General features: G+C 62.7%; 15 protein-coding genes. 5 read left to right on the top strand and 10 right to left on the bottom strand.

Annotation, left to right across the window (positions count from 1 at the left end; translation table 11 throughout):
- Positions 1–24: 24 nt before the first annotated feature.
- Complete coding sequence (locus ACFUTU_RS01545; RefSeq protein ID WP_377960018.1) at positions 25–1,311, top strand: GAF domain-containing protein; 1,287 nt, start codon at positions 25–27, stop codon at positions 1,309–1,311.
- A gap of 214 nt (positions 1,312–1,525) precedes the next feature.
- Here ACFUTU_RS01545 and ACFUTU_RS01540 read toward each other — a convergent pair whose 3' ends face one another.
- Positions 1,526–2,509, bottom strand: a complete 984-nt coding sequence (locus tag ACFUTU_RS01540; protein ID WP_377960017.1) for a nucleoside hydrolase — start codon at positions 2,507–2,509, stop codon at positions 1,526–1,528.
- A 32-nt stretch (positions 2,510–2,541) separates the two neighbouring features.
- A complete protein-coding gene (locus tag ACFUTU_RS01535; protein ID WP_377960016.1) occupies positions 2,542–3,975 on the bottom strand; it encodes an MFS transporter in 1,434 nt (477 codons plus the stop codon).
- Positions 3,976–4,117: 142 nt separating this feature from the next.
- On the opposite strand from ACFUTU_RS01535, the gene ACFUTU_RS01530 reads away from it, so the two are divergent.
- Positions 4,118–4,987 carry a ribokinase gene (locus ACFUTU_RS01530; protein WP_377960015.1) on the top strand — a complete coding sequence of 290 codons (870 nt, stop codon included), beginning with the start codon at positions 4,118–4,120 and terminating at the stop codon, positions 4,985–4,987.
- The gene (locus ACFUTU_RS01525; RefSeq protein WP_377960014.1) at positions 4,984–5,523 is read left to right on the top strand and encodes a GNAT family N-acetyltransferase; all 540 of its coding nucleotides are present in this window, start codon (positions 4,984–4,986) and stop codon (positions 5,521–5,523) included. Before ACFUTU_RS01530 ends, ACFUTU_RS01525 begins: the two co-directional genes overlap by 4 nt.
- Positions 5,524–5,657: 134 nt before the next feature.
- Here ACFUTU_RS01525 and ACFUTU_RS01520 read toward each other — a convergent pair whose 3' ends face one another.
- From ACFUTU_RS01520 to ACFUTU_RS01500, 5 genes are all read right to left on the bottom strand, one after another.
- Complete coding sequence (locus tag ACFUTU_RS01520) at positions 5,658–6,305, bottom strand: hypothetical protein (protein WP_377960013.1); 648 nt, start codon at positions 6,303–6,305, stop codon at positions 5,658–5,660.
- Between the two features lie 193 nt (positions 6,306–6,498).
- The gene (locus ACFUTU_RS01515; RefSeq protein WP_377960012.1) at positions 6,499–7,830 is read right to left on the bottom strand and encodes a hypothetical protein; all 1,332 of its coding nucleotides are present in this window, start codon (positions 7,828–7,830) and stop codon (positions 6,499–6,501) included.
- 645 nt (positions 7,831–8,475) lie between these two features.
- A complete protein-coding gene (locus tag ACFUTU_RS01510) occupies positions 8,476–14,955 on the bottom strand; it encodes a DUF3320 domain-containing protein (RefSeq protein ID WP_377960011.1) in 6,480 nt (2,159 codons plus the stop codon).
- A 160-nt stretch (positions 14,956–15,115) separates the two neighbouring features.
- Positions 15,116–15,817: a DUF6994 family protein gene (locus ACFUTU_RS01505; RefSeq protein WP_377960010.1), complete on the bottom strand. Its 702-nt coding sequence runs from the start codon at positions 15,815–15,817 to the stop codon at positions 15,116–15,118.
- Between the two features lie 546 nt (positions 15,818–16,363).
- Positions 16,364–16,570, bottom strand: coding sequence for a hypothetical protein (locus ACFUTU_RS01500; RefSeq protein ID WP_377960009.1), 207 nt, complete (start codon positions 16,568–16,570; stop codon positions 16,364–16,366).
- On the opposite strand from ACFUTU_RS01500, the gene ACFUTU_RS01495 reads away from it, so the two are divergent.
- Positions 16,562–17,176: a hypothetical protein gene (locus ACFUTU_RS01495; RefSeq protein WP_377960008.1), complete on the top strand. Its 615-nt coding sequence runs from the start codon at positions 16,562–16,564 to the stop codon at positions 17,174–17,176. The genes ACFUTU_RS01500 and ACFUTU_RS01495 overlap by 9 nt on opposite strands.
- Before the next feature lie 147 nt (positions 17,177–17,323).
- Here the strand turns inward: ACFUTU_RS01495 and ACFUTU_RS01490 are convergent, their stop codons facing one another.
- The 3 genes from ACFUTU_RS01490 to ACFUTU_RS01480 form a co-directional block, all read right to left on the bottom strand.
- Complete coding sequence (locus tag ACFUTU_RS01490) at positions 17,324–17,566, bottom strand: Swt1 family HEPN domain-containing protein (protein WP_377960095.1); 243 nt, start codon at positions 17,564–17,566, stop codon at positions 17,324–17,326.
- A 384-nt stretch (positions 17,567–17,950) separates the two neighbouring features.
- A complete protein-coding gene (locus ACFUTU_RS01485; RefSeq protein ID WP_377960007.1) occupies positions 17,951–18,412 on the bottom strand; it encodes a very short patch repair endonuclease in 462 nt (153 codons plus the stop codon).
- A gap of 240 nt (positions 18,413–18,652) precedes the next feature.
- Positions 18,653–19,669, bottom strand: coding sequence for a reverse transcriptase family protein (locus tag ACFUTU_RS01480; RefSeq protein ID WP_377960094.1), 1,017 nt, complete (start codon positions 19,667–19,669; stop codon positions 18,653–18,655).
- Positions 19,670–20,234: 565 nt separating this feature from the next.
- Between ACFUTU_RS01480 and ACFUTU_RS01475 the strand changes: the two genes are divergently transcribed.
- Positions 20,235–21,395, top strand: a complete 1,161-nt coding sequence (locus ACFUTU_RS01475; RefSeq protein ID WP_377960006.1) for a DNA cytosine methyltransferase — start codon at positions 20,235–20,237, stop codon at positions 21,393–21,395.
- Positions 21,396–21,420: the final 25 nt, after the last annotated feature.

Here is a 21,420-nt window from a genome sequence, read left to right as displayed (position 1 = left end):
GACGCCGGCGGTGAGGAGGAGACGGTGGACTACGGCCTGAGGTTCTCGGACCCGGCGAAGTACGCGCGCGCCCTGCGTCGGGCGCACGAGCTGGTCATCTCCGGTGTCCCGCGCCCGGAGATCCCCGTGCCGCTGGCTGAGTCGTGGCGCCGGTCGATGGCGCTGGGCATCAGCCCGGACCAGCACAGCCCGCGACACGTGCACGATCCGTCCGAGGTGCTGCAGCTGCGGCGGGAGCACCGGCTGCAGCGCGTGATGCCGGCGCTGCAGGACCTGCTGGCCGACGATTCCAGTTCCGGCCGGCACCTGCTGGTGCTCACCGATGCCGGCGGCGAGATCCTGTGGCGCGTGGGCAGCCGGGAGGCGTTGCGGCGGGCGGACCGGCTGGAGTTTTCCGAAGGTGCGGACTGGTCCGAGGCGGGCATCGGCACCAACGCCATCAGCGAGGCGCTGGTCACCGGCGGCCCGGTGCAGCTGTTCTCCGCCGAGCACCTGGTCCGAACCCACCACGACTGGGCCTGCACCGCGGCGCCTATCACGGACCCTTTGACGGGTGCGCTGCTGGGCGTGCTGGACGTCTCCGGCCCCCTGGACACCATCAGTGCGGACACGCTGCGGATGGTGCGGTGCGCGGTCCGGGTGGCGGAGTCGCTGCTGGGAACGTCCGACGGCGGCGCCTCCGTGGGTGCCTCGTCTTCCGTGCGTACGTCCCGGCAGGGTGCGCGGCGGGCTGTTGCCGCTGTTTCTTCGCTGGAGCTGCTTGGGGACCGGCCTGCCGCGGTGTTTGCCGACGGCAGCCGGGTGCCGCTGACCCTGCGCCGGGCGGAGATCCTGGCGCTGCTGGACTCCCGTTCCCAGGGGTGGAGCGCCGACGAACTGGCGTACGAGCTGCACGGGGATGCGGGTACGCCGCAGGCCATCCGGACCGAGATGTTCCGGGTGCGGTCGCTGCTGGGCGTCGCCGTGGAGTCGAACCCGTATCGGTTGGCTGCAGGTTTGGCCGGATGTTCTGACTCGGGGCGTGTGCTGCGGCTGCTGCGGGAGGGGCTAGTAGCGGAAGCGCTGGATGCGTACTCCGCTCCCCTGCTTAGCCGGTCTGGGGCTCTGGCGGTGCAACTGCTGCGGGACCAGCTGGACCTGGCCGTTGGTTCGGCGGTGCGGGCCAGTGGGGATGCTGGACTGCTCATGCGCTGGCTTGCCACCGATATGGGTTCAGCGGACGCGGAAGGTGTGAAAGCGCTGGGACAGCTGGTGGGACGTGACGATCCCCGGTATTCGGCGTTCCGCGCTTCCTCTGCCCTCGGTGGGTGAGCCTGGCAGAACGCCGTAATTAGCCTGGCAGCAGCCCCGTGACCGCGTTCGCCCACGCGGAACTGGCAGTTTGTCTGGCCAAGGACCCTTATCCCCGGCCCTTGAATCCCGTCGGGGGCCGGGAGTTTTTGGGCAGATACTCGGGTTTGAATCGTTTCCAAGTCGTCGTATCTGCCCAAAAACTCTTAGTGGCAGGTGGGTGGTTTCGCCTGACTCAACCGGCGAGTGCTGGCTCCCCCGCCGGTTGCAGGGTCAGCAGCGTCTCCACCAGGTGCGGCGCGAAGTCATCCTCCAGCGACAGCACGACCCGGCAACGGGCGCCGGGCTGCTCCGGGTAGTCCATGTACAGCCCGCGCATGTCGCAGACGGTCTGCCCGCGGCTGGGCCCGGACGTGGTGTCGACGTCGACATGCACCACCGGCGCAAGGGCGGGCCTAACAGCACCAACAGCAATCGCCGCGGCAAGCGGGTCGTGCATGGCGGAGCAGGCGCGGCCGAACAGGCCCTCGTAGAACCGGAAGTAGTAGCCCAGCATCTCCCCCAGCGCCCGCGGCACGGCTCCGGGCGAAGCAAGAAGCGATTGCCGGTGGTTCTCCTCCAGCACGTTGGTCATGGTCACGTCCAGGGGCACCAGGGTCACGTTCCAGCCGGCGGCCAGCACCAGGGCGGCGGCCTCGGGGTCGTTGGCGATGTTCGCCTCCGCCACGGGCGTGAGGTTCCCCGGGGCCAGGGCCGCGCCGCCCATGATGGTGATTTCCGCAACCAGCTCAGGCAGGGAGGGCTCCAGCCGCAGCGCCTCGGCGATGTTGGTGAGCGGGCCGATCGCCAGGACCCGCAGGGTCCCGGGATGAGAACGAGCGAGCCGCACCAGCATCTCCGCCGCGGTCTCGGACGCAAGCTCAGCATCCGCCGTCGTAAGCTCCACCTCACCGATGCCGTTGGCGCCGTGCACCCACGGCGCTCCCCCGCCGAAAGAGCCGGCGAGGGGGTCGTGCGCGCCGAGGGCGACGGGGATGTGCGCGTGCCCGGCGAGCTCGAGCAGGTCCAGGGTGTTGCGGGCGCCGACGGCGGCACTGACGTTGCCGCTCACGGTACCGATCCCCCGCACGTCCGCCTGCGGGGAGGCGAGCAGGTAGGCCAGGGCGAGGGCGTCGTCGATGCCGGTGTCGCAGTCGAGGTAGAACGGGAAGCTGGTCATGGGTGGTTCTTCTTTCGGTTGGTGCGGAGGGTCTAGTGGGTTTCGCCCTTGGGGGCGGGGACGAAGAGGCTGATGATGAACGCGGCGGCGGTGATGCCCACCGAGATCCAGAGGGCTGTGGCGTAGCCGGCTGCGGTCGCCTGGGCGGCGAACGGGGCAACAATTACGACGCCGAGGCTCGCCCCGATGCCGAAGGAGGCACCGTTGATGCTGGGCAGGGAAGCGGGTGCTTCCTTGGGCGAGAGCAGGACGGAGAGTCCGTTGATGGCGGTGAGGAAGAGGCCGTTGTAGAAGATGCCGAGGGCCGCGACAGCGACCATCACCGCGATCTGGTTGCTCGGGAATGCGGCGGCCGCAGCTGCGGCGCAGGCCAGGCTCAGTGCGGTGCCGGTGCGGAGGACCTTGATCCAGCCGCGGCGGCCGGCGAGCCAGCCGGCGAGCGGCGCGGCGAAGACGCCGATGAGCGCGGCCGGGGTGAGGAACAGCAGGGCGGAGAGTGACGGGCTGAGCCCGAAGCCGGAGCCCTTGTCCTGGCTGAGCAGCACCACGGTGAAGTTCATGATGGCGAAGATGCCGGCGAGGGTCAGGACGGTAGAGGCGATGACGGGCCACACCTGGCGGGAGCGCAGGTGGTGGACGGCGATGAGCGGATGGCTCCGCCGCTTCTCGATCAGCCAGAAGGCGGCGAAGGACGCGATCGTGCCGGCCAGCAGGGCCAGGGTGCCGGGTGCGGTCCACCCGGCGGCCGACCCGCCGGAGACGAAGTACGTGATGAACACCAGGAACACCGAGAGCGAGCCCGCTCCCCACCAGTCCATGGCGCCGCGGACGTGCTGCGGCCGGCCCTTCGGGACGGTCTTGAGGATGCAGCCGGCGGCGACGGCGGTGAGCACCAGGACGACGGCGAAGATGGACCGGAAGCCGAGGGTCTCGGACATCAGCCCGCCGACGTAGCCGTCCACTCCCCCGATGCCGCCGTTGATGGCGGCGATGATGCCGACCGAGGTGCCGAAGACGCGCGGCTGCAGGTTCTCGCTGAGCACGATGTAGGACAGTGCGAAGACGGCACTGGACACGCCCTGCAGGAAGCGGCCGGCGACGAGCAGCGGCAGCGTGGGCGCCGCGATGCAGAGGATGGTTCCGGCGCCCATGATGGCCAGCACCAGCAGGAGGGCCGGGCGGCGGCCGATGAAGTCGCTCCACCTGCCGATCACGGGGCCGGCGATGGCGCCGGCGAGGAAGAACATGGACTGCACGGGGGCTGCGGCGTCGGCGGCCTGGCCGAAGCTGGCGGCGATCTGGGGCAACGCCGGGGTGACCATGCTGGCGTTGAGCTGGAAGGACAGCACGCCGAGCAGCAAGGTGGTGATCAGCAGGGCGGCCGGGCGGCCGGCAAGTTTGTTCACGTCGGTTTCGCTTTCGACGGCGGTGGGCGGCGAGGTGCTGGCCGTGGCTGGGGTGTTCACATCAAACTCCATTGTTCTCTGCAGGAGGTCCTGCCGTTGGGAAATCAGTTGTTATACAACCATGTATGACGAACAAGTACAACCATGCCGTACACTATTTCCTAATTCAGCCACCCCTGGCTCGACCTGATAGGACTTCCTCATGAGCACTCAGCTTCCTGCCGTCACCGTCGTCGGCAGCATCAATCTCGACATGATCGCCACAACGGACCGGCTTCCCACGGCGGGCGAAACCATCGGCGGCGCCGTCCTGTCCGAGCAGCCCGGCGGCAAGGGCGCCAACCAGGCCGCTGCTGCCGCCCGGCTGGGCGGCAGCGCCCGGATGGTCGGCGCCGTCGGCAAGGACGCGCCCGGGCAGCGGATGCTGGACGCTTTGGCAGCTGCCGGCGTCGATACGTCCGATGTTGCTCAGCTTTCGGAGCCGACCGGGACGGCGCTAATCGTGGTGGACCGCGGCGGCGAAAACCAGATCGTGGTGTGCCCGGGGGCGAACGCTGGATTTTCCATGGAGGGCGTAGAGTTCCGGGCGGACGAGGCGGTGCTGTGCCAGCTTGAAGTCGGCCTCGACGTGGTGCTGGAGGCGGCGCGGAAGGCATCCGGGTTCTTCGTGCTGAACGCGGCACCCGCGATGGACCTGCCGGCGGAGCTGCTGGAGCGGTGCGACCTGGTGATCGTCAACGAGACTGAGTACGAGCTGATCCCGGCACTGGCTGATGCGAAGCTCGTGGCCGTGACGTACGGGAAGGACGGCTCGGCGATGTTCGAGCGTGGGCGGCGGGTGGCCGAGGCGCCTGCTGCTGCCGTGACCGTGGCGAACACGATCGGAGCGGGCGACGCGTTCTGCGCTGCCCTAGTTCTGGCGCTGCGGAGCGGGCTGGATTACACGCAGGCTCTCGCCGTGGCGAATGCCGTGGGTGCGGATGCAGTCGGCGATCCGTCGTCGCAGCCGGATCTGGCACAGCTGGGCCACTATGTCGAGCGGACTACAGCCGCCTCGGGCGCTTCTTCGTGAGCCTTTCCTTCCGGCGCGCGTTGCCGGCCGACTTTGCAGAGGTCCGGCGCATCACCCGCGACGCCTACCTTCGGGCCGGGCACTTTGCCGCCGACCACCCGTACATGGGCGTGCTGGAGGACGTGGAGCACCGCGCCGAGCACGCGGAGGTGTGGGTCGCCGAGGCCGCCGGGAAGGTGGTGGCGGCGGTGACGCTGACGTTCGCCGGCCAGCCGTACAGCGAGATCGCGCGGGACGGGGAGCTGGAGTTCCGGATGCTCGCCGTGGACCCGGCACGCCAGGGCGGTGGCGTTGGGCGTGCCCTTGTCCGGCGGCTCATCGAACACGCGGAGTCGTTGCCGAATATCAAGGCGATCAGCATAACGAGCGCAACATTCATGGAACGGGCGCATGCTCTTTACGAATCCCTGGGCTTCCGGAGGGTCCCGGCCCGCGACTGGTACGTGCCGGATGAGGATGTGCTGCTGTGGGTGTTCCGGTTGGAGTTGGCTGTGGTCGAGCTCGTCGAAACGGCGCCCGACTCGGCCGGTGGTTGATCCTGCCGAACCCCAAAGAGCAGGGGCATTGCCCGCAACAACGGCGGCGCCAAGGCTGTGGGCGCGCACTCGGAGGCGTCACTGCGGCAGCATTCTCTCGGGCTCATGCGGCGTGGGCGGGGCGCTGCAGGCATCTATCCTGAAAACACAAATTCCACCGTGATCTCGGGATCCACGTTAGCGATGAGCCCGGAGTAGAAGACCTTCGCCTGTTCCTTCAGCGCTACTTCGTTTTGCGAGATGTACTTCTGCTTGTTCTCGTCACTGAGGATGTTGTTGACCATGCGAGTTTCAACTGCTGGCGTTGCCAGCCAGCCAAGCGCGTTGTTGCTCTCGAGGGGGTCCTCGAACGTGGGCTTGTCGAAGCCGATGCCAATGAATGGAGGAATGGTCAACCGAAAGGACTTTGGACCGGTGGGTTCGATCTTTACCTGTGACCCATCGATGCCTAATTTTGCGTCGAACTGATACTGAATCAGGGTCGTTTTCTCGCTCGCGGGTATGGCCATACCGAGAACCTCTCCATTGCTTTCGTGCCTCGAGATACCCTCGATGTGAAGGCTGAGCAGCGCGACCTCTTGCAAGCGAGTAACAGACTGAACCACCTGCGAATCACGTTCGTGCGAGCTGCTGGTGAATAGCGATCTGAGTGCGAGCGCGTTGAGTCCGCCGGTTGCAAATGCGACGCCCGTTCCTGCAGCAGCTAGCACGACGACCAGCAGGACAAGCCAAAGCAGAACGCGGACTTTGAAAAATTTCATTATTGCTTTCAAAAACTTCATGATCGTTGGGACTCCATTTTTGTTCGTCCTCGAGACCCTCTCGGAATTCCACAGTATGGAAACGGCCGCAGCCGATCGCCGAGTCAGGTTTCCTCAGACCATATACAAGAGCAAGAACTGGCCGATTAGACGCGCCACCCGCCCTGGGCATGAGGCTGCGAGCCGTGCGTTCCAACCTCGGTGAACAGTACGCCTAGCTAAGTGGTGAGGGCTGGCGCGCAGCAGCGTCCTGGCTCTCCGCCAGGTCCTCTGCATCTTCCACTAGATCTTCAACCAGCTTCGGTTCAAGGCCATTCTCGGACAAATACTTCATTGCCCTTCCAATTGTCTCAAGCTTCTTCTTCAGCTCTTTCAGTGCCTGAGCGGACTCATCGGAGAACTCGTCCAGCCGCTCATATTCGCGGCGGACTGTTATCTCGTTTGAAGTTAGGATGCTCCACAACGTGTAGTCCGGTTCAAGGTTTTGCCGCTGGCGCAGTATCGCGGCCGCCAAGCGGCGCTGAATCACTGCTTCGACGGTTTCGGCTGAAGTGCCGGGACTGGCAAGGCTAAAGGCGATGCCACCACCACCCGCACCCACCAGCGTTCCCGCAGTTAGAAGTCCACCAATCATTCCTCCAGGACCGAATCCGGCCAGGGCACTCGTGATGACTGCGGCCCCGACTACCCCAGGTGCCGCAGCCAGGGCCAGTCCGCCTGTAGCAACGACTAGTGCAACGGCGCCCGCGCCGAGTGCTCCCCATTTCTTCCAATCAATTACGAGCGCTCCACTGAGCACATCTTGGGCCTCTTTGGCAGCCTCAAAAACGTGAGTACCGTACTGGCTACCCAACCCCATCTCCGAGGTAAGCTCCTGCATTGCGCCGAGCCATTTACCGCGGTCTACATTGATATCAAACGGCCGGATCACATTTTCGGATGCCAGAACTGTCAGTAGCGTTACCGCGTCCTCTTTAGTGAGGTGACGGCTCGGCAGGGGCTCAGGGACGTTCGCATTCGAGTCTGATGCGTCGAAGGCCAGCCTTGCAACTTGAGAGGGCAGCGGCCTCCCCGCTTCCTCATTCCTTTGACGAATTTCATCGACGACTGTGGCCTGCACTTGCCGCAACGCTCCAGCAAATCGAATACCCTGTTCGCCGTCAAGCCGTTCCTTGAGCAGATGGGCATAACGCAGTGCCACCAAGGCAGTCAGTTCAGACGCATCCAGTGGAATATCGAGACCTCGCTCCGCAAGGACGATTTCCTTGGACTTGGATCCGAAGAGCCCAAACCCCACGGCTTCGGCGACGGCATCGTGTGAAAGGTACGTTTCGGCGTCGTCTACACGTTGGTTGAATCCAGTTCCAATTCGGAAGTCAAGCATCCAGTTGTACACCGACGACAGGCCTCTGTGGGCCGCTACTGGGTCCAGCACGTTCCAGAAATTTGCCCACCAAGCCAAGTTGGTGGGAGGCTCCTGCATATTTTCGCGCAGTTTGTCGACATTGAATCTGCCGCTCGCCAGTGGGCTGCCGATGGTGACCATACCGACCACCTCGAGCTCCTTTGGCAACCGCTGAATCAGGTCTGCAGCAATTACTGACCCTAGGCTATGACCAACAATTACTATCCGGCCGGCTGTGGGCAGTTTGCTAAGGATGAGCCGCAGAACCTGTGCTCTGACGTCAGCGTCACCGAGGTACTTTCGGACTTGCGCGAAACCGGGAAGGTTCGCCGCCCCGTTAACCACTAGTTCGGCGCCACCCCAGCCGGTTCCGTGGTCATGTCTTCCTAACCGAAACTCCAGCGCAGCTGTGCGTCGCTCAAAATCCCGGCGATTCTGGCGGACCTTGTCCCTCGCGGGCTGCTTAACGTTGATCTTCGGAAGAGGGAAGGATTCATCACTGTCCCTGAGTGCGTGAGCATATCTGGGTGCAAGTATGCGTTCAGGGTTTATGCCCGGATACCCCAGGCGCGATAACGCCGCCTCAAGGCCAGTCAGCCACGCACGGTCTCTGTTTCCGTCTCCGACACCGTGCAGAAAGAGCAGTGTGGGTTCTTGGGACATGGGAACTCCGATCAAAATTTGAATCAATTTGTTTAGGGTGCGAGCGCCAGCTAGCTAACGGCATCTGCAGGCCCGCTTGCTATGCCTTCTGGGAAAAAATGATTGCCTAAATGCCTTGTTCGCCTAGCTAGCCAGCTGCACGAATGCACCTCGAAGCTCAAGCCTCTTCGTGTCGACGCCATACTGCAGACCTTCATTCAGGCGAGCTGTCACACCTGCCGTCAAACGCTTGCCCCCGAAGGTCCTGATGGTTTCTCGGTGGAGCTCATCCATTGCGATGCCACCGGAGAGCCGCACGATGTCGACCATTGCATTCCGAATTTCGACAACGCTGATGTGCTCAGGCTTCCTCATGATGTCAGCGCTGTTCGGGCGGAACTGCTCCCACATCTCCCGGTCCACTGAGGCGTCCCAGATAAAACCGTCGGCGTCGCAGTAGTGGAGTGATTCGTCCAAAACATCGAGTACGGAATTTGCCCTTTGCGAGTTCACCTTGTTGAGTTCAAAAGCAGCGCAGACGAGCTTGGCGAGCCGCTCCTGGTGGATAGGTCCTTCTGCTGCGATCACATCTTGGATAGCTCCGCGTACGGCTGTTACAGAGCGGCGGGAGTGAAGTGTGTCCAGTACTTCAAGGCCGCCGAAGCGCCGGACAGTCCAAGGCTCGTAGCTGGACTGGGCGGATGCGGTAACAAGCGTGCCTGGCCTGGGGTTCGCTTGAACGGCTTCCAGGAGGGTTCCCTGGCCAAGCGCCGAAGTGTCCTTGCCGGCTACCAGAACGAACTCCTGCTCAGGTGCGGCCGCCACTGCCGCCCGTCGTCCGGAGCGCATCACCGCGGGAGTTCCGCCAGTCAACGCACCCTGAGGTTCAGAAGCAGGAGCTGCCGCCTCGTACGCTTCCTCCAGAGCAGCTTCAAGCTTGTCCAGCACCGCGTTCCGGTCGGCCAGCCAGGCTGGCAGCCAGACCCGCTGCACTGCGGGCCAGCGCATCATGCGGGTAAGAACATCCCCGGGAAGCCCGTCCCGGTCGCCCGCCGTCCGGCGGGAAGCCCACGCGGGGTTGTCCAGAAGGACGGCCATCAACGGGCGATTGGGGTTGTCGGGAACGGCAACGCTGATATCCACTTTGAAGTCGGACAGCCCCACGTCTGTAGCAATGACGAACCCACGGTCACGCAGCGCGTCGGCTATCTCTTCCCGGTGCAGGTCGACGCTGGCAGCGCGGCGCCCGTCGTAGGGCAGAGCAGCGGTCCCCTGCTCGGCCAGATCAAGGTAGGACCGGAGGTGCTTAATGCCAACGGAGCTGGTTTCCTCGGAGCGCAGATCGGCCGGGTTGAAGCTGGAGAACACCATAACTTGCCGGCGTGCACGGGTGATAGCAACGTTGAGGCGCCGTTCCCCACCCGATCGGTTCAAGGGACCAAAGTTCAACGGCAGGTACCCCTTGTCGTTCTTGCTGAAGCCAGTCGAGAACAGGATGACGTCCCGCTCGTCACCTTGAACGTTCTCAAGGTTCTTGACGAACAAACCTTCTGCATCCTCGTCCAGCGCTTTGATAATCCGGGGATCGTCAGTGTCGCGAAGCAGGCCTTCGATGAGTGCCCGCTGCTGCAGGTTGAACGTCACCACACCCACGGACGGGGAACCTGAGGAATCCGAATCGAAGCGCCGGCGGATCTCGGCCACTACGGCAGCGGCCTCCACCGGATTGGTACGAAGGACCTTGGACGGTCCCGAGCGGTGGAACTGGCCGTCCACGCGGACAAAGTTCACGCCGTGCCCGCGTACGCCCGCATTCGCAGCACCGTGGGATGGGCCCGGGAACGAGGAAAGCTTGCTGTCGTAGTACTGCTGGTTACTGAAGGCAATCAGCGATTCGTCCTGGCTCCGGTAGTGCCAGGACAGCCACTGTCGCGGCACCCGCGCTTCCACGCACTCGGAAAGGATCGACTCCATATCCTCCACCACGGAGATCTCGGCCTCCTCGTCACTGCCGGAGTCAGAGGAAATCTCTGCAAAAGACGTGGGCGGCATCTGCTTGCTGTCACCCACCACTACCACTGACGCACCGCGGCCCATGGCGCCGACCGCGTCGGCAACCCGGATCTGTGAGGCTTCATCGAATACCACGATGTCGAACAGACCGGCCTTGGCAGGGAAGAACCGCGCCACCGAATCCGGGCTGACCAGAGTGCAGGGCATGATCCCCGTGATGAGGTCTGCGTAGTGTTCCATCAGTTTTCGGACAGACAACCCACCTCGCTGCCTGGTCAGTTGCCGTTGCAGCTCGCCCATGCGTCCAGAAGTCGACGACGATGAGACCGTGCGGGAGCGCAGGACCCCGGCGGGGAGGTTGGTTTTGAGCAGCTCGCGTACCGCTTCCGCACGCGTGGTGAACCGCTCGATTGTGCGCTCGTGCACGGCGGCATCAAAGTCCCCCAATCCGGTAGCGATGCGCCGTTCAGCCAGCGACCCCTCAGCCAGGCCGCGTTCAAATGCTGCTGCGGCGTCATCAGCGTCCAGCTCGCCGTCGAGGATGGCGCTACGGGCGTCCAGCAGCCCCGCGGCACGCAGCGGTTCGACATGACGGACCAACTCGAGCCACCGGGTCAGCGGCACCGACGCCGCCGCGTCCAGCCGCCGCGCCACGGACGTTTCCCACCATCGGGCCAGGAAGCCGCGCTCACCGGTCCACGCGCGCAGGTCGTCGCTACCGACACCTTGGATCTTCAGGAATTCTTCCCAGGCCTGGGAAAGCTCCCGCAGCCAGCCGACAACGTTCCGGTGGACGTCGGGGGCATCGCTCAGGAAAGAACGGAGCTCACTCTGGAAGCTCGCAACGGCAGGCTCCGGAGACGGCTGTACCGCCTGCGCGGCCCAGCGCAGCCAGGAAATGCGGTGTCGCAGGTCGGCTTGGGCGTCCGGCGTCAGAGGGTTCCATTGCTGGTCCGCGGGCAGGCCCGGCAACGAGCCGCGGGTTGCCCGCAGGCCGGAGACCTCGTGCTGGACGGCCACCAGTTTCTCCAGCAGCGGCACAAGCTCCTTGTGGCGGATCTCAGCTCCGGGAACAAGCACGGAAGACAGTTCGGCGGCCACCGCCAGCAACCGCTTTTTGCGTCCCCAGAACCCGGAAGCTGCGGCCTGCTGTGCGCGGCCGAGGATTTCTGGCAGAGGAAGGTCCATAGCCGCCGGCGCAACTTGCTCAAGGCCTGGATGCTGGACGGAGGCAAAGGCCGTAACCAGCTTCTCCAGCTGTTCAGCATTAACCGACCAACCGGTGGAGCGGACCACATCGAGGGTCCCCAACGGAACGTCTCGGTCCTGCAGCAGAGTGGCGAGCGTTGTGACGTCGGCAGGTGTCTGCGCTGCGTCCAGAACCGACGGCAGTCCTGGCGTTGGCCGCAAGGCATTCAGCGCATCGTTGAGGCGGCTCCCCAGAGCGAGCAGTTGCTGCTCCTGCTGCCCACCGCTGGCGACGGAGGCAAACCGCCATGGGTGGTCAGGACCAGGACGGACGGGGTCGGCGAACTCCGGAAGCTCCCGGAATACCTGCCGGATCGAGTTCAGGGTGGAATCATTCCAGGACGCGACCAGCTCCGGACTGAGCGGCACTGTGGCGGAGTCAGGTTCATAGGTCAGCGCCTTGGTCCGCGCGCTGTACAGGGACAGCTGCGCGCGGTTCTCCTCATGGACGTTGTTGGCGTAGCGGATCAATCCACGCCGGGCTGAGGCAAGGTCGGCGGAGGCGGTCTCCAGCTGCTGCTGATTCGCGGACAGCCGCAGCTCCAGTGCCTGTTTGATCTGAGCCCTGACCACCGCCGGCTTGCTGCCCTTGTCATGCAGGTCAAGGGAGAACGGCCCCATTCCGACGTCGTCGAGCCGCCTCTGAACAACATCGAGTGCTGCGCGCTTCTCCGCGACAAACAAGACCCGTTTGCCGTCAACAATGGCGCGGGTCAAGAGGTTGGTAATGGTCTGTGACTTTCCGGTGCCCGGAGGACCTTCCAGGACGAAGGTCTGACCGGCGACTGCAGACGCGACTGCCTCCAGCTGGGACGAGTCCGCTGGTATTGGACACTGCGCCGCAAGGGCGTCCAGGTCGACGTCGGGCGTGACGGGAACGCCATCAGAATAGAGTTCTGTGGGGGTGCTGATCAGGTGATTGACCAGGCTGTTGGCTGTGAATTCCTTCCAGTTCTCGTCAAGGTCCTTCCACAGGCGGAATTTGGCGAACTGCAACATGGACAGGTCCACGGTGTTTTCCACGCGGAAAGCCAGGCCCTTGGCCGAAACGGCGGCCCGCACAGCCGCGAACGCGGCGTCCAGATCGATTCCGGATCCGTCTTCCTCCGGCTCGGCGAGGCCCGGAATGCGCAGGTCATGGGACTGCGCCAGCTTCTCGAGGAGGCAATAGTTTGGCGTGGACTGGCCGGTCCCATCGAGAGTGACCCGGTACAGACCGTTTTTTCCTGCGGAAGTGAGTTTGACCGGGACCAGAACCAGCGGGGACCGAAGCGCCCGGCCGTCCAGCTCCCACATCAGGCTGCCGATGGCCAGGTAGAGGTTGTTGGCTCCGGTTTCCTCCAGCTGGGTCTTAGCTTTGTAGGCGAGCCCGCGCATCTTGGCGTTGTAACCGTCTTCGCTGACCTCGGCGAACACGGACTTTTTGGAGCTAAGCAGGTCCGCGAGTTCGTCCTGGGGAAGGTCCTTGCCGAAGCGGATGCCGCGCTCCTGGTGGATGGCACTGATCTGGTTTGACGGAAGCAGGCTGACGGGCGTGCCCTTGCTGATGAGGTCCTCGAAGGCGCCCATCCAAGCGGTAGGCACGGCAAGGGGGAACCGCGCGGTATCAGTGAAGTTGATGAGCCTGTTTCGCAGGCTCAGGTCCAGCAGGGCGTTCTTCCATTGGAGCACCCGGGGTGGAACATCGGTTGTGGTCCTGGCCGTTCCTCCGCTAGAAGCTGCCTTCTCTGGCAGCGCCGGCGCAGTCTTGGTTTCCGGAACGTAGTTGACCACGGTGTAGGTTCCGGCGTCGGACACGGTGCGGGCAGGCAGCGGGTAGATGCCATCGAGGCGGGCGCGCCTAATATCAGTGACCGCGTTGATCTCGTCATTACCGCTTTCCACATAACGGTTCAGCGGCCTACTGCGGAGAGCGGCCGCCGAGATCGGCTGACTGCCGGTAAGGAGCGTGGTTTCCACGAGACCGATGAAGCCCCGCTGTACAAGGCTGACCAGCTCGGGAACGTCGTCGGATGCTGCAGTGCTGAGGCTGCCTTCCTCGCGCCAATAGCCGAGGAAGGCGTGGCCGTCCACCAGCCAGAGCAGAGGCCTGATGCCACAGAATTCTAATGCGGCGGCCAGGACCAGCGTGGTGTCGAGGCACGTGCCCAGACGGTCTTCAAGGACCTGCCCCGGCGTGCGGACCTGCTGGCCTTCAAGTCCCCAGCTGGCGGGCGGCATGCTGTAACGGATGTCACGGGCGCTCATGGCCTGGGCGATGGCGAACACGATCTGGTCAACCCGGTCCCCGTCTTCCAGGTACCCGTCAAAGCTACCGCTGCCCGTTGTTTGGACGAGGACGTCGGCGGCCTCGGACATGAGCTTGGCGATGCTGGGGTGATGAGGTTGTACGTACGCGGCCAGGAACTCGTAGGAAACGAGCCCCCGTCCGGCAATCCACAACTGGGCGGGCAGGAGCGTCAGGTCCTTCTCTGCACGGCCGAGCTCCACCCCGGTACCATCGGTGCCCGGTGGTTGGACGGTTACCAGCACTTTCCCCGTCTGACGGTCCGCGAGTTCATACATGGTGGCAGCCTCAACTGGGACGTTGAGGTCATCGAGCGTGAGGGTCTGGCCCGCGGCCAGGTCCACGTACTGCTGGAAGTCGCCGGAGATCCGGCCCGACTGCGCGAAGGCCTCCACATGGACCACGGCACCACGAATTTCCGCGCCAGTGTTGGTGATCTTGACCTGCCGGACGAAGCGGAAACCGTTATGTGCCATCGCGTAGCTCAGTGCATCTGCAGTATTCACCTCGACCACAACGTGAGGAACGGACGCCGCCGGTTCAAGGAGTGCGGGTTCACCCGAAGAACCTGCCTCCGGCAGCTCGGGCTGCGCGACGGCGGCGGGCAGAGCCTGCTTGTCTTGTTCCGGTTGCTCCCGGTTCGGAGAAGACCGGTTCTGGTACTCGGTCAGAAGCGCAGCCAACTCGCTGTAAGTGCCGGTCAAGCCGATAATCTTGGCCAGTCGTCCTGCGGTGTCCAAGGCACGGAAGGTATCGGGGTCGTCGAAGGACTCGTTGTGTGCCCAAAGGTTGCGTGCCTGGCGCAGCTCCGAGGTGTGGTTGCGCGCATCGTGCGGGAGGTTGAAGGGGTATCCAAGTGACCCCATGGCTTCAGTCATAATGCGCAGCTGCAGATGGAGATCGGTGGGCGCGTACGTTTGCGCAGCGCGTCCGGCGTTCTCGTCCTTGTGCTGAATGATCTTGGTCCAGGCCACACCGGGGGCTACCTCACCGAGCACTCCTGCGATGTACGGCTCGAGGCCAACCGCCAAGGCCTCAAGCGCCCGGCCCACGTACTCGCGGTTGGACAGACTCATCAAATTCCCCCATCTACGGCACCGCCATCAGTACCGTCATTCAATCAATGCCTCTCATCATGGCATCTAGCCCTGACATTCCTGCCCGTCTGCTGTTGCTGGCGCCGCTCAGCGGTCAGCAAGCCCTTTAGGTTACGGACGGAACCCATGCACTTCCGGTTTATCGTGCGATCCGGCCGTCAAGTTCTTCATCGATCCTTCGATTACGTGCGGAGATGAAAGCATTGCTGAGCCGCAAGTACTCAAGGTACTCGTCACGGTTCTTCGGAACGGCTGGTGTCCTGAAGTCGGCGAAGGGGTGGAAGAAGCGGATGGTCTTGCCGTCATCCTCCACGAGGTCTTCCAGTAAAAAGAACTTGACGTACCCGGCGAAATCCCCGAACAATGCGAAGAATTCCGCGTACCGTAGCAGGACATCTCCAAGGGGGCTCGGCTCACCAAGATAGTGGCGGCGGATACACTCCAGTGTCAGGTCGAAGCGATCGGCAATCCTGGGATGGAGTCCGCGTGCGCCATTGATCGTCGGCTTTCCGCCGATCATGTTGCCCGGGAATACGAGAATGCTTCCCGGCGTGTAGCCAAGGTACTCGGGCAGGTCACTTTCCGGGATGTCGCGTATGACGCGCCAAGCCTTTTTCCGCAGCCTGGTGGTGATCGCGTCACTGGAGAGGAAGAAGACACCGGACGAGGAGCGGTGCACGAGGTATGCGCGGGGTTCCATTGTCAGGTCGAAGTGCGAGCCGGTAGGCAACTCCTTGCTCCACAGCAACTGGTGGTACTTCCGCAGGGCGGGGCTGAAGGAGTCCGGGTCCTTGCCGGCCGGAGTATCGGAGTGGAAGTCGAAGATCATCGGTGTCCCCATGCTCGATGCGTATGTCTTGGTGCGTAAATCGTCCCATGTGATCCCATGGGCAAAGCCTGTCTTGATCCAATGCTGCTGTGTTCCTGCGCCAATACTGAGAAGAATTCATTGAGTGCTGTAACACAGGGATTGGGGCTTTTGGTGCGGCTACAAGTGTCCCACCACCGGCTTCCTGGGCTCTTTCGCCGTCGTCCTGATCATTGCCGCCGCGTCATAAACCGCCGGGACTTTTGGGCCGGGGACCAGGGACTCCGCTTCACCTGGCAGCAGCGCCGCGAGGGGATGGTCCGCGCCGGCGTCCCGTGCAAGCTGGAATCCGGACTTGGGCGCCGCTGCCGACGCCGACGCGGGTCAGGCGCGATCTAGGCAGCCGCAGAAGCGGCCCGATCACCATTAAATTCCCGAGCATCAACCAAACTCGAGGCAGATTCCCACGAGGGAGGTCCGCGTCTGATGTCGATGGATGACCTAGTCTATCGGGGGCTGAAATCTGGGCTTGCTTGGCTGAAAGAGGTCGGGGCCCAGCGAGTTCTAGTTCGAGGTCAACTAACGAGGCTGGACGTCGAAGAGTTGGAAGCGCTCGACGCCGACGTCCGTCAGCTCCCGCCCGAATATTCCGGCGGCAATCTCTTCAACCGTGTACGGGTCTACCACAAGGGTCGATGGGAGGCCCTCGTCATCCGTGGAGAGGACCAGGAAAGGAGCAATGCAACCGCCCGCCATCGATTCACTGCGGACGGAGGGATGCGTCACCTCGCGGAGGCTCGAGAGGACCTGGTTGAGCAGTGGGAGGACGGTCTGCCCTTCAGCGGCACAAGTTCGTTTGCGCCCAAGGATGTCGTGAAGGTGCTCGGGTGCGATCGTATCGTGACATGTGATCTGGTCATCGTCGACGGGGCCCATGGCGTCCACCACAATCTTCTCGCTCAGCCCTCCCCGCCGCCGGACAGCCCGATGAAGCCCACCTGCAGCGCTGCGCCGGCGGACCGGCTGGAGTTCTCCGAGGGGGCTGACTGGTGCGCGGCGGGGATTGGCGCCAACGCCATCAGCGAGGCGCTGGTCACAAGCGGGCCGGTGCAGCTGTTCGCCGCAGAGCACCTGGTCCGCACCCACCACGACTGGGCCCGCTCGGCGGCCCCCATCACGTATCCGGCCACCGGCCAACTGTGCTCGGCGTGCTGGACGTTTCAGGACCGCTGGACACCATCAGCGCGGACACACTGCGGATGGTGCGGTGCCGCGGTCCGGGTGGCGGAGTCACTGCTCGGAATGTCCGACGGCGGCGCCTCCCTGGGTGCTTCTTCTCCCGTGCGTGCGTCCCGGGTGCCGGTTCGCCGGCCGCCGCTGCGTTGGACCTGACGGAAAAACCTGAACCCGTTGTGCGCTATCGCGTAGCTGAGCGCCCCAGCCGCGGTTATTTGACGCCGACCTTGTTTTGGGTCGGCGGCTGTTCATTAACCTCGTCGTCACCCGGCTCTTCAACGAGTTCTTTCGTTTCGCCGGGCTCTATGTCCCCGGTATCGGCGATTTCACGTCGCCTGTAATACGCGCCCAGGATTCTTCCAGCAGGACGGACAGCGTGAGGGAGGCCTCTTCCTGCTTGAGGTGTTTTGCCAGCCTGCCGGCGATGTCCAAGGCCCGGTAAGTGTCGTCATCAAAGACTTCATTGTGCGCCAACAGGTTGCGTGTGTTCCGGAGCTCCGAGGTGTAGCGTCGGGCCGCATGGGCAAGGTTGAACGGATAGCCCAGGGATCCAAGTGCTCCGTCATGGCGCGCAGCTGCACGTCAAGGTCTGGGGCTGATTAACTTTGCGCCGCTCTTCCGCCCGCGGCATCCTTGTGTTCGAGGAGCTTTGGCTACAAGATGCTTGGTGCCAGGTCTGTCAGGGCTGTGGAATATGGGGACCTAGGCCCGACGCCAGAGCTTCGAGCGCACGACCGACATACTCACGATTGGAAAACCCCATTGCCCCCCATCATCGGCCCGGGGCCGACGATCAACTCGGCTCAGTGTAATGCCCCACGGAATATCTCCGAACCCGCACGACCAGGCGGATGCCACGCCATAATCGAGTCCAAGGCAACTGCGGACTCACAGAGGAATCCAGGTGAACGTGTACTCAGCGATCGCGGCCTATGAACCCTTAGCCGATGGAGCGTGATGGTCAGCGAGCGCCCGACGCCTTTGTTCGACAACGCAACGGATCTCCTCAGCAATCAAGAAGGGGTCCTCGTGCGTCCAAAAGCGCAATGCCACCCAATTCTGCAGTCTGAGAAGTTCCGTGGTCTCATGGTCACGGGCACGGTTAGCGGCGAGCTTGTCGCGCCAGAAATCCGCGTGCGAGGCCGGAGCCCTATAGTGTTCAGGACATCCGTGCCAGAAGCAGCCATCTACGAAAACGGCGACTTTGACTCGGGGGAACACTAGGTCCGCACTGCGACGCAGGTTCTGCAGGGGTCGGTGGGCAACTCTGTATCTAAGGCCCAGCCGGTGGACAGCGCGCCGAACCGCCAACTCCGGCCTCGTATCTCTGGAGCGATTGCCTTGCATTATCGTCCGTGCCGCCGCGCTGGACGCCCAGCCAACGTCCTCCATATCATCAGCCTACGCCGGGGCATCTCGCCTCGCGAACGTCTGCACTGCCAGAACACTCCAAGCGATCACTTATGGCTAAGCTCCAGGGCGTCCGTCGGCCGGCATCCAACACGGGTGGTGCGGACCAGTCGCTGGTCGCGGAGACGGGTCTGCCTCTGCGTCATCTGCCTACGCCCCGGGCGGACTTTGATCATTATGTGTCGTTATACGAAGTACCTGCAGTCATTACTAGCAGTTATGTTAGCGGTACAACGGCGCAGTCCAAAATGGATCGAACTCTTTGCTGTTCAGAACCCCGGAGACAGCCGCCCAGGACTTCTGCAATTCATGAGCCCACTCCGGTTCGATGTCGATCGCGTGAGCGAACAAACCGTCCACATGAGAGATGTAGTCTTGCAATGAAGTGAATCCCTTTGAAACGGAGTAATTCGGACCAAAGCTGGAGGACCCGTAGACATGCCATTCTAGGTCCTTTTTGAAATTTCCCCTCAAACGTGGCCGGTCAGTGTCAACGAGCAGGCCCAGCACCATTAGCCGCGACCCAGGAGGGCTAATGCGAATCTTGTCTTCGTTCATCTGGAAATGATTTCTAACGATCTCAGCGCGGGCGGATCGTATGATCGCATGGGCCTCGGTTCTGGAGAACATTCCGCTGGAGGAAAACGTCAGGTCGTCCGAGTACCTGGTGTATTTCAGGTTGTAACGCGCGCCCAATCGCGAAAGCGAACGATCCAAGTTCGACGCCGCCAGGTTTGCGAGCATGCCACTCGTAGGCGCACCCTGCGGCAGGTAACCCAATGCCAAGGATGCTGTTCGTCCGATCCTTGGGCTCCTCGTGCAGAGTCGAGCCAACTGTCGCGAGGTCTCTTCATCGCAGCCGGTCTTCCTGAAAATCTTGGCGACTCTCCCCACATCAATGGAGTGGAAGAAATCGCGCAAATCTAGTTTTAGTACCCAGCGAGCCCCGACGTGAACCCGGGCGCAGTCTTTGACGGAAACGCTCTTACGATAGGCAAAACTCGGTGGCTCGGCTGTTGAACCGCGAAGCATGTTGGATAAGATCCAACGTTGAGCTTTTGCAAGGTCCGGGAGGGGGGACGCAATAATCCTTGTGGAACCCTTTTTGGCCTTTGCGAGCGTGAACTCGTTGTAAGCCTCGACTCGACGCTCAGCTACGTCCCGAAGAAAAGCGGAGCTGACCCCTGCTTCTGAGGCGACATACTCAAGACTGGGAACAGGGCGCTTATTTATGTACATGATCACGGTCACTCACCTAGGAGCCCTACGAGTAGAGAGTGAGGGCATGCTGATTTTGCGAACAGGACCGTCAATATCTACAACATCGGAACGAAGCTGCACATAACACCTAACTCAAAGCCACCTCAATTGGGTGACCCAGCGTTTCGCGAGACGCTAGTCGGGCTTCGCTGGCCATTCCGGACTAGCCAGCGGGCCCATGCTAGATACTGACAGTCCTGCTCTCAGCGCAAAGTATCCAACAAGACAGTGCAGGGTCAAGTTGGGCATACTTGTCCGATGAAATTGGTTTTGCAGTTGACGTCAGCGGCCGCACGCCGTCGGCGACTAAGTGGAGGAGGGCGGCTGAGACGTACTGACCGTCGTTCTTGGTCAGCTCGGGTATCCTCAACTCAGCGGGGACGACCGTTCAGACCGTCCGCAGCAGCCTAGCACGTCGACCCAGACAGGGTCGCTCGTCCGCTTCCGGCGGTAGTCGCGTTTGGATCCGATAACCGACTACGCTGTTGATTCGCCGGACGCCGAAGACGCACTTTCTCCGGGGAGTCAACCAGGGATTGAAGTTATGGATCGCAACGCAGTAATTCTTAGCCTATTCGCAGGCATCGGTGGGTTTGAACAAGCCTTTCAAAAAGCGGGATTCACGGGGGACGTATTGGCCTATGAGACGTGGTCCTCAGCACAAGAGGTCATCAAGATGCGCTTCCCTTCGGCAACCCTTTTTGCTGACGTACAGGACCTTCCGCCCAACCTTCACAACGCTGACATTCTCACGGCCGGCTTTCCCTGCACGGATCTTTCACCTGCCGGCCGACAAGCAGGCATCGCGGGAGCAGCTTCCGGACTGATTATCGGTGTTCTCAGCGCAATCCAAAAACAGAAGCCCGAATGGATCCTTCTTGAAAATGTACCGAATATGTTGCGGCTCAAGGGCGGCGAGGCGATGGCCATCATCGGAAGCATGCTCAGCGAGGTGGGATACCGTTGGTGCTATCGCACGCTCGATGCCCAGCATTTTGGTGTCGCCCAACGGCGAAAACGAGTCTTCCTCCTCGCCAGCCGCCACCAGGATCCGGAGCGAGTGCTTTTTCGGGACTATGCCAATGCTGCCGGCAGCAAACATACCGCCACGGATCGAAGACAGACAGCTCATGGCTTTTACTGGACTGAGGGGAACCGCGGCGTCGGTTGGGGCAACGGCGTGGTGCCAACTATCAAGGGATCGACGACGGCGGGAATCCCCTCTGCCCCGGCTGTCTGGCTTCCCAAGAAACCCGTCGAGTTGAGGTTCCGGACGCCCTCCATCGAAGCTCTGGAGACCCTGCAGGGGTTCCGTCCGGGTTGGACGAGCGCCGCACCGGCCCGGGACCGTTGGAAACTCGTCGGCAATGCAGTGGCCGTTCCGGCGGTGCAGTGGATTGCTGAGGGGCTCAGAGCGTATGACCATTTGAGTAGCGTCGAGCTGCCGGGGGAACTTGATGTGAAGCACGGATGGGGTACTGCGGGAGTATCCGTAGGCAAACATGTACGGCGAGCAAGAGTCTCGGAAGCCCCACTCACCGGTCCCCTGCGCCGCGCCTTTACCCTGCAAAGGGTTCTTGAGGAAAGGGGATCACATGCCCTTTCTACCAAGGCAACCAGGGGCTTCGCCTCACGGCTGCAGCGAAGTAGCCTCCGTTACCAGGACTCCTTTATGAGGGACCTCAACGCCTATGCATCTTTGTGAGACCAGTCATGTATAAATGGTGGGA

Source organism: Arthrobacter sp. NPDC057388 (assembly GCF_042668165.1).
Taxonomy (GTDB): Bacteria; Actinomycetota; Actinomycetes; order Actinomycetales; family Micrococcaceae; genus Arthrobacter.
Note: the sequence above shows the minus strand (reverse complement) of the source record. Positions and strands in the feature narration are given on the sequence as shown.

Excerpts from the sequence above, each read along its gene's own strand:
- ACFUTU_RS01540 (WP_377960017.1), bottom strand. The coding sequence starts at position 2,509 with ATGACCAGCTTCCCGTTCTACCTCGACTGCGACACCGGCATCGACGAC.
- ACFUTU_RS01530 (WP_377960015.1), top strand. The coding sequence starts at position 4,118 with ATGAGCACTCAGCTTCCTGCCGTCACCGTCGTCGGCAGCATCAATCTC.
- ACFUTU_RS01520 (WP_377960013.1), bottom strand. The coding sequence starts at position 6,305 with ATGAAGTTTTTGAAAGCAATAATGAAATTTTTCAAAGTCCGCGTTCTG.
- ACFUTU_RS01515 (WP_377960012.1), bottom strand. The coding sequence starts at position 7,830 with ATGGTCACCATCGGCAGCCCACTGGCGAGCGGCAGATTCAATGTCGAC.
- ACFUTU_RS01510 (WP_377960011.1), bottom strand. The coding sequence starts at position 14,955 with ATGAGTCTGTCCAACCGCGAGTACGTGGGCCGGGCGCTTGAGGCCTTG.
- ACFUTU_RS01505 (WP_377960010.1), bottom strand. The coding sequence starts at position 15,817 with ATGGGGACACCGATGATCTTCGACTTCCACTCCGATACTCCGGCCGGC.
- ACFUTU_RS01495 (WP_377960008.1), top strand. The coding sequence starts at position 16,562 with ATGCGTCACCTCGCGGAGGCTCGAGAGGACCTGGTTGAGCAGTGGGAG.
- ACFUTU_RS01485 (WP_377960007.1), bottom strand. The coding sequence starts at position 18,412 with ATGGAGGACGTTGGCTGGGCGTCCAGCGCGGCGGCACGGACGATAATG.
- ACFUTU_RS01480 (WP_377960094.1), bottom strand. The coding sequence starts at position 19,669 with ATGTACATAAATAAGCGCCCTGTTCCCAGTCTTGAGTATGTCGCCTCA.
- ACFUTU_RS01475 (WP_377960006.1), top strand. The coding sequence starts at position 20,235 with ATGGATCGCAACGCAGTAATTCTTAGCCTATTCGCAGGCATCGGTGGG.